Here is an 11,548-nt window from a genome sequence, read left to right as displayed (position 1 = left end):
GCATTTAGCCATGCTTTACTATTTTCATTTCTGAATCAGGCCAGCTTTAGCGTCCCGCTTTTTTTGGTTTCACCTATACCAATACATTCCTACCGCAGCACCGATGCACGGGGAAAAGTATTTAAAAATTAGCACACAGCAGTAAGAGGCTATTTCATGTCAGATATGAACGTTATTGCGGGAAATACCAGTATCCTGTCACGCCAAAGCGGTCAACTCATCAATTCTATTTCACAGGGTGCAACAAATGTCAATTTACTGGAAATCAGCACAGTAAAGATCTACGGCACACCAGACATGGTATCCAGCTATGAACGTATTGGCAGCGATCTTGTTCTACATATGAAGGACGGTACCACCGTCCGCTACCAAAGTTTCTTCACCCCTGATGCCGCGGGCTATCACAGCGAGCTGGTTTTTGAGGATGGCACACAACTCACCCGTGCGCAGTTTCCCAGCACAGCAGCTGAAAGCGCGACGTTCGCAGGGGAAGCCGTTACCCTTGCTCCAGAATATACCGCCTTGAGCGATATGACGTCATTAATGGTAAGTAGTACGGCCACCAGCACACTTTCTACCACCGCGCTCAGCAGCGTTCTCGGTACGGTTGCCATCGGCAGTGCTGTCGTTGCAGGTGCTGTCGTTGCCGTCTCGGCACCGAGCAACGAGGACAAACCCACCACGCCACCTGCAACGTTGACCATCGCCAATTTTGCTACCGATAACATTCTGAATAGCACCGAGGTGCAGAGCAATCAGTTGCTAACAGGCACTGCCTCGCTATCCACCAGCGTAGGGCAAACTGTTATCGCCACGCTGAACGGTAAAACCTACAGCGGCACCGTTGGCAGTAATGGCACCTGGAGTATCACCATTCCGTCGGACGATCTGAGCGAGTTGCCCGATGGTGATTACAGCATCGTCACACGCCTGACCGATGCCACAGGCAATACCAGCACCGCCAGTATCGATGTCACGTTAAAAACGCAGACGCTCCCGACGCTGACGCTGGATGCACTCTATGACAACAATGTCCTCAGCATTTCGGCACTGGCGACGGCAACGACGATTGGCGGCAGCTACACCAATCTGCCTGTCGGGACAACGATCCAGGTTACGATAGGGACTTACACCACAACGGGCGTGACGCTCGCGGGCGGCCTGTGGCGCGCCACCATTCCAGCCAATGCGCTTAGCATTCTGGCGGATGGCAACGTACAGGTCAGCGCGACGGTAACCGATAGCGCGGGCAATACCGGCAGCGTGGGCGGTACGCTGGATGTCGTCATCCACACCAATTTCACCATCAGTATCGCCACCCCGTTTGTTGGCGGCGTGCTAAACCAGGCGGAAAGCGCGGTAGATCAACTGCTGACGGGCACCACGGGGCTACTCGATCCAGGCCAGAGCGTGTCTGTCTCGATCACCAACGGCACGCTAACCCACACCTACAGCGCCACCGTTGCCGCCAATGGGCAGTGGAATGTGACGCTGCCCACAGCCGATTTGGTTTCACTCGGCGATGGCACACACACCATCAACGTGACCGTCACGGACCATGCTGGCAACACGGGAGCAGGAAACGGAACCTTTACCAGCGTCATTGTTGGTGTGCCGGTTGCCTCGCTGGATACCCCCTTCGGCGATGGCACACTGAGTCTGGCTGATGCGCAGCCGGGCGGTACGCTATCCGGGCAAACGGGGCTAACCAGCAATGCAGGGCAAACCGTGTCGGTCAGCATTAACGGCACCAGCTTCCCTGCCACGGTGAATGCCGACGGCAGTTGGTCACTCTCGCTGGTGCGCCAGGCGCTGATCGATCTGCCGGATGGCACCGTGAATTTTACCGTTACGGTGACCGACAGCGTGGGCAACACCAGCACCGCCACAGCTACGGCGGATGTGCTGACCACCACCCTGCCGGTGGCGACGCTGGATCTGCCGTTTGGCGACGGTATCCTGAACGCTACTGAAATTCAGGCCATCCAGACATTGACCGGTAAAACCGGCATTACTGGCGCAGGTCAGGTAGTCATCGTCACGGTGACCAATAAAACCACGCTGGCAGAAACCGAGTTTACCGCCACCGCCGACGGGTTTGGCGGCTGGTCCAGAGAGTTGAGCACAACCGATCTGACGATCTTCACCGAAGGCAACTACAGCCTTAGCATCAAGGTCACCGACCGAGTAGGCAACAGTGATGACAGCACACCGCGCGATGTAAGCGTGGCGTTAACGCCACCACAACCGACGATTGATGTAGTGCCGTTTGGTCTCGATAATATCCTGAGCGGTGCCGAAGCCGCATCCGCCCTCACCTTCTCTGGCCGCACGCAGATTAGCGACAACGGGCAAAACGTTAAACTGGAGATCGACCTTAACGGCATCCGCTTCCGCTATACCGCAACGGTGGACAACAACGGCAACTGGTCCGTGACGCTGCCTCCGAATACGCTGAATTCGCTGGCCGATGGTGAACATACCATCACGGTGACCGCCGTCGATGCAGCGGGCAACGTCGGCACGACGCCCATCACCTTTAACAGCGATTTCACGCCACCAGCGCTCACCTTAAATACCCCGTTTGACGACGGCTACCTGAGTATCGTGGAAGCGGGCACTCTGCTGGGCAGAACGCTGAGTGGTAACGCAGGGGATGCCGTGAACGTAACGGTCACATTTGGCGGACAGGCGCTTGTCACACAGCTGAGCGGAGGCGTATGGACAGCCACGCTGACCCCAACGCAACTCAGCCAGCTTGCTGACGGAACACATAACATCGTCATCACGGCAACGGATAGTCTGGGCAACAGCGCGACATTGAATTCTCAGGCGATCCTTGCCGTGCAGGTCGCACCGACGCTTACGATTACCGCATTCGCCGGGCTTGATGGCCTTAACTACGCGGAAAGCCGCACCACGCAGACCATCAGCGGTACCTCCACCGATTTAGCGGTGGGTCAAAACGTGATCGTCACGCTGAATAACATCGAGTACACGGGAAAAATTCTCGCAGGCGGAACATGGAGCGTAACCATCCCATCAGCCGATTTGCAGGCTCTGGCAAATACGGCGTACACGATCACCGCCGATGCAACGGATAAAGCAGGTAATCCGGCGACACAAGCCAGCGTGGGATTTAACGTCAACCTGACACAACCTCCCATGGTGATGGTGATCGACCCGATAGCGGGCGACAACATCATTAACGCCAGCGAGATAAACGGTAATGTCACCATTTCTGGGCGTTCTATCGGCCCGTCATCGGCGATGACTGCGGTATCGCTTAACATTGGGAGTACACCACTTGTTGTCATCACCGACGCCAATGGCTTCTGGAGCACCACCATTCTCGCCAGCCTCTATTTCACCACGCAAGGCAACGTCAATGTCACCGCGACGTCGTTAGATGCGATCCTCACGAGAACGGTGCTGGTCGATACGGTAGCGCCCACGCTGGATATCGTTGCTTTTGCCGGTGATAACGTGCTGGGCGGCACTGAAGCCAGCACTGCGCAGACGATTACCGGTACTGCCTCCGTCTCAGAGGCTGGACAAATTGTCAGCATCATCCTGAACGGAAAAACCTACAGCGCTCAGGTTTCCGTCACCGGCACCTGGAGTGTGAGTGTCCCTGCCGCCGATCTGGCAAAGTTGACCGATGGCTCCCACACCATTACGGCAACGCTCACGGACACAGCAGGAAATACCGCCACGGATATACAGGTCGTTACCGTCGATACGGGGATTCCACTGCTCAGCGTGACATTGTTCGATGACAATATCCTGACGCTGGCTGAAGCGGTCGCGGGCGCGGCGATTACCGGTACAGGCGAAGTGGGTGCCACGGTTACGTTAACCGCCGGACCGCTGACAGGCACGACAACCGTCGGTTCCGACGGCAACTGGACGATTCCGGTCCTGTCCGCTAATTTACAAAACCTGATCGACGGGCCGCAGGTCATCGGCGTGACGCTGACCGATACGGCAGGCAACAGCGCACACCTTGATGCCACGATGGACGTTGCGTTGAACAAAACGCTCGGTGCGGGTATTACCGATATCTTCGGTAACGATGGCATCCTCAACTTGGCAGAGTCACGGGTGACGCAGGTCATCAGCGGTAACGCAACGGGGGACTATCTGGGTGCGAAAGTACAGGTCACCGTGTTGGGCACCACAGTGGAAGGCACCGTCGGAGCCAACGGAGCCTGGAGCGTTGTCCTGCCCTCGAACGTGTTCACCGGTCTGAGCAATGGCGTGCTGGCGGTTAACGTCGACATCGTCGATTCACACGGCAACGTGAAGAATCAACGGGTCGATATTGATGTGAGCGGCATCGTCAGCAATGTGAATATCGGCGCTGACGCAACGGTTGCCGATGAGCACAGTCTCGTGCAGGTGGCCTCACTGTCCAGTGAGCAGAGCGAAAACGGGGGCAGCACCGAGACACAATCCCTTGCTTTCAGCTCGAAAATGGCGGCTGCCGTACTCAGTGAAACACAGGCCATCGACAAGAGCGCCAGTACTGGCGTGGAAGACAGCGTTTATGCCATCGGCGGCGTGGTCATCCATCTGGCCGACGGCAGTGTGCAAATGGGTACAGATATCGAAGGCGGTGAAGGCGACGATCTCATTACACTCTCGACGCTTGATTTTACCCAGATCGACGGCGGTGACGGCATCGATACGCTGGTGCTGAGTGGCAACGAGATCAATCTGGATCTCAGCGTGTTGGGGCTGAAAATCGACAACGTGGAAATTTTCGATTTAGGGCAGAACGGCACTAACAGCATCACGCTGGATCTCGACCGCACTCTGAATGTCACCGACCGACCTGAAGATGATCTGCTGATCGTCGGCGGCGAAGGGAGTCAGGTCAACCTGATCCCGGGGGAAGGCACCTGGAGCACGGTAGGACAGCGCGACATTGATGGTCAGCGTTTCGACGTCTACCACCATTCATCGCTGGACAGCGCCAACAGTCTGGGAGATGTACTGGTACAGCAAGGTCTGCTCGTTAATATGGTGTAACCGTGTTTTAAGTGCCAGCCTACGAAGGGCTGAATCTTATACACAAATGAAGGGATCAGTGCGGAAATTACGGCTATCTGGCGTAATTTCCGCCAAAATTTTAGGGTCTCTGGACGAGCGGCGTTTGAGCCGCCCCAAGTCGGACGCATGCTACGAGGTAGCATAAAAATAGCGCCATTATCGCGCACGAAACTGCCTCAGCAGCGGCATAAATACGTGCAAAGGAACTAACACAAAGAGTAATAAAAACAGGGGTAATTGATGCACAAACCATTTTTTATCAAGGATCCGCTTTTTTTGCGTAATCGCACATTGCGTAATAACGCACCGCGCTATTCACAGTATGCGCTGGCACTTGGGTTGGCCTGCGGTGGCCTTGCCCTCCTCCACAGCCCGCCAACGTTCGCTCAGGCCGTGGCGTTTGACTGGTCTGCCGCACCGACAGAGCAACAGGTCAATAGCCTGGATCTCAAGCAGGCCATTCTCCGGGCGTTCGCCCGCAACCCGCAAATTGCTCAAGCCTCGGCGCAAATTCGCGTTGGCGAAGCCGATCTGCGCGTGGCGCAAAGCGCCTGGTTCCCACAGATTGGCCTGAGCGGCAACGTCGGCCAGTCAGACCAAAGTGACTCCAGCGGCACCATGAGCAACAACGCGACGGCAGGCATTACGCTAAAACAGCTGCTGTACGATTTTGGTAAGACGGGCGGCAGTATTGATGAACAGCACAGCCTGTCAGACGCCTACCGCTATCAGCTCTATGGCACCATGACCACGGTCGGCCAGCAAACCTTGATCACCTACCTGAAAGTCAAACGCTATCAGGAACTGAGCCAGGCGGCAGAGCGCAACATCGTGTCACTCAATCAGGTAAAAGACACCGCGACGATACGTTCCGAAGCTGGCCTCAGTACGCAATCCGACATCCTGCAAGCGGAAACCCGTATCGCGGGTATGCGAGCAACACTGGAGCAGTACCGTGCGCTGGAGCGTTCCTCACTGGCACAGCTCAGCGTGTTAACCGGCGTTCTCCCCACCGCCCTGCCCGATCTGCCCCGCGCGCTGCTGCAACAAAAAATTACGCTCAAGGCGCTCCCGTACCAGCAGAGTAATGCGGTGCTGAGCGCGCAGTCCAAACAAGAGGCATCGCGCCACCGGATTCGTCAGGCGGAAGCCCAGCACTTTCCCACCATTGCCGTACAGGCGGGCCGTACCCGCTATGAAACCGACAGGCGTAATTACTGGGACGATCAGCTACAGCTGGTGGTAGAAGCCCCGCTTTATCAGGGCGGGGCCGTCAGCGCACGCGTTGATGCGGCGTCAGGCACGCGCGAAGCGGCGCAGGCCGAAGTCGAAGCGGCGAAACTGGATATGAACCAGAAAGCCTCAACGGCCTATGCCGATCTCATCGGGGCACAACAGCGAGAAAAAGCCAGCCAACAGCAAATCACCAGCGCGACCTACACCCGCAACGTCTATCAGGATGAATACAAACTCAGCAAGCGCAGCCTGAACGATCTGCTCAGCGTTGAGCAAGACGTGTTGCAGGCCGAAACCTCACGCATCGGCGCGTTATACGACGGCTGGGAGGCGACGGTTAACTATGCCGCTGCCGTCGATAATCTGCTGGATATGCTGGGTATTGAACGTCATCAAGCTAGTGGCGAGACGCTACCGTCGCTGTAAGCCGGCTTGCCTGCCGGATAAGAACATGCAGGAATATCAATGACACAAGTCACCCAAACTGAAGTCTGGATTGCCGCGATGGCTCGCGCCGCCGCCCACTATGGACAGGTGGTGGATACCCAGTCGGTACGCCAGCAAATGCGCTGGTACGAACAGCAGCCGATTGCCCGCCAGTTAGAACAAATCAGTCACCTGATGGGGTTGAGCATCAGCCTGCGACACACGGAGAAACTCCGCTGGCGCAACCAGATCTTACCGGTATTGGCGGAAACTGATGACGGCGGCGTCATCGTCATCGAATCATTGAATGACGAAGGTATTGCAACCTACTGGCTGAATGACGGCGGCGACCTTCAACGCGAAGCCGAACTGGCTGAGCTCATCAAACACAGTCAGGGGATTATCGTGCTGGTCGGCATCGCGGAACGCGGCCGCGATACCCGCATCGATGATTTCGTCAAACCATACCGTAAGCACTGGTTCTGGCAACACTTTCGCGGTGCAAAACGACAGATCGGGGAAATCTCTCTGGCGTCTATCGTGGGTAACGTTCTGGCGCTGGGGGGAATTCTGTTCTCCATGCAGGTATATGACCGCGTGATTCCGGCGCAGTCTATCCCCACCCTGTGGGTGCTGTTTTTCGGCGTGCTGCTGGCCGCCGCATTAGAGTACGCCATCCGTTTATCACGCACCGTCGTCTCCGATTTGATGGGCAAAAGCATCGACCTGAACGTATCAGGTATGCTGTTCGCCCGCGCGCTGGCGATAAAAAACGAGGCTCGGCCAAAATCTACCGGCTCGTTTATTTCTCAGCTGCGGGAAATCGATCAGGTGCGTGAACTGCTGACCTCAACGACCGTCGGGGCAGCCGCTGACATGCCGTTCGTCTTGCTGTTTCTCGGCATCATGGCGATGATCGGCGGTCCGCTGGTGTTTATTCCCATGCTGGCGATCCCGCTGATTGTGATCCCCGGCCTGATGCTGCAATGGCCGATGGCGAAGCTCGCCAAAGAAGGGATGCGTGAAAGCGCATTGCGCAATGCGGTGCTGGTCGAATCCATCGAAGGGATCGAAGATATCAAGGCGTTGCAGGCCGAACCCTACTTCCAACGCCAGTGGGAGCAAACTCACGAAGTCAGCGCCGCCATTGGGATGAAGCAGCGCGTGTGGGGAGCACGGCTCAGCGGCTGGGCATCGACCGTCCAACAGCTCACCTATGCTGGCATGCTGGTCTTCGGCTGCTATCTGGTGATGGCGGGCGATATCACCACCGGTACGCTCGTGGCCTGTAGCCTGCTTTCCTCCCGCACCATCGCCCCGCTCATGCAGCTCACGATGGTGTTTTCCCGCTGGCAGCATGCGAAAACCGCGATGACCGGGTTGGATGACCTCCTGCAAAAACCGCTGGATCGGCCGGAAGACGGCAAAATGGCGCACTGTCCGATCCTTCAAGGGCACTTCCAACTGCACAACGTGCAATACAGCTACGATCCCGAAAAAGGCGATACCGCCTTGCAAATCGGCAAACTGGAGATCAAACCGGGCGAAAAAGTGGCGCTGCTGGGTAAAGTCGGCGCGGGTAAATCCACCCTGCTCAAGCTGCTTGCCAATCAGGCGACCGCAACGCGCGGCAAGGTCATCATTGATGGCGTCGATATCAGCCAGATCGATCCGGCAGATGTCCGCCGCCAACTGGGCTTCCTGTCACAGGAATCACGCCTGTTCTTCGGTAGCCTGCGGCAAAACCTGATGCTCGGCAATCCGCACGCCACCGAACAAGAATTGTTGCAAGCGCTGCGCATTAGCGGCGCACTCAGCCTAATCCAACAGGATGCCTCCAGTCTGGATCGCATCATTCATGAAGGTGGGCGCGGTTTATCCGGCGGGCAGCGGCAGATGATTCTGCTCAGCAGGATGCTGCTACGTAATCCCCAGATTGTGCTGCTGGATGAACCCACCGCCTCGATGGATGAACAGTTGGAAAGCCACGTGATCCACCAATTAAGCAGTTGGCTCACGGGCCGCACGCTGGTGCTGGTAACGCACCGTCCGGCGCTGCTCAAGCTGGTTGACCGCGTTGTCGTCATGGATGGGGGACGCATCGTGGCAGATGGCCCGCGTGACCAGATTTTGAAGGCGGTCAGTAAACCGGCAGATACCGCACAGAGCGTGGCGTAAGGGGAACACAATGAGTAGCATCACGATCCATGATGACCTGAAGCGCCAGGGTCGACGCGTATCCGTTATTATCTGGCTCAGCCTGCTGGGGCTAATCGTATTTTTTATCTGGGCCACCTTCGCCGTGCTGGATGAGGTTTCCGTCGGGAGCGGTAAGGTGACGCCGTCGACCCGCGCACAGGTGATTGAAAGCCTGGACGGCGGGATTATCGGCCAGATCTATGTGCAACAAGGTAACGTTGTTGAGAAGGGGCAGGTGCTGGCGCAGTTGGACATCAACCGCTTCCAGTCCGTCTACGGCGAAGCCTTCTCCCGCGTGCAGACGCTGCGGGCGTCCGCCGAACGTCTGCACGCCGAGCTCAGCGGCGCACCGCTAAAATTCAGCGCGGAAACCATGAAGGAACCCGCGCTGGCCGCACGCGAACGCCAGCTGTACGAATCACGCTTACGCAATCGCGATGAAACCGTCGCCAACCTGCAACAGTCTATGCGGCTGGTGGAGCAAGAGCTGCGGATGACGGAGCCGCTGGTGCAACGCGGTGCCGCCAGCGCCGTCGAGGTGATCCGCTTACGCCGCCAGATTAGCGAAATTCGCGGCAAAATCGACGAAGCCAACAACCAATACGCCGTACGGGCGCGGGAAGAACAGGTCAAAAACAACGCCGATCTGGAAGCGCAGATGGAAGTGGTCAGCGGGAAAGCCGATCAGCTAAAGCGCGCCACCATCACGTCACCGGTACGAGGGATTGTGAAAGACATTCAGGTCACGACCGTGGGCGGCGTGCTGCAACCGGGCGGCAAGCTGATGGAAATCGTGCCGCTGGAAGATCAGTTGCTGATCGAAACGCGCATCAACCCACGCGATATTGCCTATATCCGGCCGGGTTTGCCCGCCACGGTAAAAATCACCGCCTATGATTCTTCCATCTACGGCAATTTAACAGGCGAAGTCGAAAGCGTGTCACCCGATACCCTTCAGGACGAAGTCAGGCGCGATCAGTTTTATTATCGGATCTATGTGCGCACTACGCAGGCGGAGCTGACCAACAAAGCTGGGGGAAAATTCCCCATCGTGCCCGGTATGGTCGCCAGCGTGGAGATAAAAACCGGCCAAAAAAGCGTGCTGGACTATCTGATTAAACCGCTGAATAAGGTCAATGAAGCGCTCAGAGAGCGGTAAACTCGCACGTAGAACAACGAGTGCACAAACAGCAGCGCCGCACGGGGTAACCGTGCGGCACTGTCATGACAGAACGATTTCGTCACTGCGTTATTTCTTAACGGTGACGTTCTTGATTTGCCATGTGCTGTCGCTCGTCAGTTTGACGTTCTTCATCGTCACTTCTATCGGCTTTTTCGCATTCTCGCCGTTCAGCACCACCACACCTTTGGTTTGAGACGTAATATCCTTAAACGTAATGTCGCTCCAGTCTGGGACATGCTTCCCTTCTTTTTTCTCATATACCGTGTCAATCACGATCGGTTTCGCCACATTCTTCATGACTACGTTGCTATACCGAACACCATTGACAACGCCGGCTGCTGATTTGTCGCTTTTAATACGTAAGCCATTCGTGGTGCCAGTCATAACCAGATCATCGACCGTCACGTTATAAACTCCCATCGTTTCGCTACCGATCGACATGCCATGTCCCGTCCCAAATTCATTATGCAAAATGGAAATATTGCGCGTATCAGACCGACCTTCATAGGCTTTTATCGCCACATTATCGTCGCCCGTCGAAATATTACTGTGGGCAATGGTGATGTTCTTTGACGACATCGGATCGATACCGTCGGTGTTTCTGGCGGTGGACGGCGTTTTGATCGTGGTTTTCCACGCGGTGAAGCCATCACCATCGCTGAACACCACATGGAAGTTCGGGGAGTTAATTAATGAAACGTTATACAGCGTGAAATTCTTGCTCTTATTAATCTGAATCAGCCGGGGGGTGTTCTGTTTTAACTTTTTCACTTTGGCATCAGCAGCCAGATCCCACCAGCTCACTTTTTTATCCTGGAGCTTCACCCCACCCTGCCCATCAATAGTGCCCGGCCCATAAATTCCGCTATTCGTCGTGCTTGTGGCGGTAATAAACGCATCGCAGCCTTTGCCATTCTTATCGACCACGCCACAGGATGAGGGGGCATTTTCAAAAGACTTGGCATTATTCACAGCACGTAGGGTTACCCCTTTGTCGATTAATAAGCTCACGCCAGAAGGTAGAGAAAGCGGGCCACTCAGAAAAACGGATGAACTCCCTGCGCTCAACCTTACGGCTTTTCCTTGTCCACAATTCTTCAGCGCTTTTTGAATCGCACTGGTCGCCGTGCTGTTGTCAGCTTTCAGTACCGTGCAGGAGGATGGTGCTTTCGGTTCACTCACCGTTCGAGAATCAGAGGCAAATACCGATGCGCTAAACAAACCGATAAGCCCCAGTGATAATGATAAAACTCGCTTGCCTGATTGATATTCCATGTCAAACCTTACCTTTATAAACATCCACAATTCTTCTGCCCCAAAAAGGCTATTACGCTTTCATTTTGCTTAATAAGAAAAATAAAATTCCTTTATAGAAACTAAAAATTGTCGCACATGCCTATGTAGATTAATAAAAAGTCCATTTACATAAAATTATTCCAATACTTATTC

The 11,548-nt window shown here is 55.5% G+C and carries 5 protein-coding genes; 4 read left to right on the top strand and 1 reads right to left on the bottom strand.

The window, feature by feature from the left end; genetic code table 11:
• Nucleotides 1-156: 156 nt before the first annotated feature.
• From K7X24_RS17425 to K7X24_RS17410, 4 genes are all read left to right on the top strand, one after another.
• Nucleotides 157-5,034, top strand: coding sequence for an Ig-like domain-containing protein (locus tag K7X24_RS17425; protein WP_224556195.1), 4,878 nt, complete (start codon nt 157-159; stop codon nt 5,032-5,034).
• 261 nt (nt 5,035-5,295) lie between these two features.
• Nucleotides 5,296-6,717 carry a TolC family outer membrane protein gene (locus K7X24_RS17420; RefSeq protein WP_224556192.1) on the top strand — a complete coding sequence of 474 codons (1,422 nt, stop codon included), beginning with the start codon at nt 5,296-5,298 and terminating at the stop codon, nt 6,715-6,717.
• 39 nt (nt 6,718-6,756) lie between these two features.
• On the top strand, nt 6,757-8,895 hold the full coding sequence (locus K7X24_RS17415) for a type I secretion system permease/ATPase (protein ID WP_039490447.1): 2,139 nt from the start codon (nt 6,757-6,759) through the stop codon (nt 8,893-8,895).
• Between the two features lie 10 nt (nt 8,896-8,905).
• Complete coding sequence (locus K7X24_RS17410) at nt 8,906-10,075, top strand: HlyD family type I secretion periplasmic adaptor subunit (protein ID WP_224556190.1); 1,170 nt, start codon at nt 8,906-8,908, stop codon at nt 10,073-10,075.
• A 90-nt stretch (nt 10,076-10,165) separates the two neighbouring features.
• Here K7X24_RS17410 and K7X24_RS17405 read toward each other — a convergent pair whose 3' ends face one another.
• On the bottom strand, nt 10,166-11,374 hold the full coding sequence (locus K7X24_RS17405; RefSeq protein ID WP_224556188.1) for a glycoside hydrolase family 28 protein: 1,209 nt from the start codon (nt 11,372-11,374) through the stop codon (nt 10,166-10,168).
• Nucleotides 11,375-11,548 lie beyond the last annotated feature (174 nt).

The sequence above is a fragment of the Pectobacterium versatile genome, from assembly GCF_020166435.1.
Lineage (GTDB): Bacteria > Pseudomonadota > Gammaproteobacteria > Enterobacterales > Enterobacteriaceae > Pectobacterium > Pectobacterium versatile.
The sequence above is the reverse complement of the archived record's forward strand: the minus strand, read 5'-3'. Positions and strand labels throughout refer to the sequence as shown.

Coding starts and splice junctions, on each gene's coding strand:
- K7X24_RS17425 (WP_224556195.1), top strand. CDS start 157: ATGTCAGATATGAACGTTATTGCGGGAAATACCAGTATCCTGTCACGC.
- K7X24_RS17405 (WP_224556188.1), bottom strand. CDS start 11,374: ATGGAATATCAATCAGGCAAGCGAGTTTTATCATTATCACTGGGGCTT.
- K7X24_RS17420 (WP_224556192.1), top strand. CDS start 5,296: ATGCACAAACCATTTTTTATCAAGGATCCGCTTTTTTTGCGTAATCGC.
- K7X24_RS17410 (WP_224556190.1), top strand. CDS start 8,906: ATGAGTAGCATCACGATCCATGATGACCTGAAGCGCCAGGGTCGACGC.
- K7X24_RS17415 (WP_039490447.1), top strand. CDS start 6,757: ATGACACAAGTCACCCAAACTGAAGTCTGGATTGCCGCGATGGCTCGC.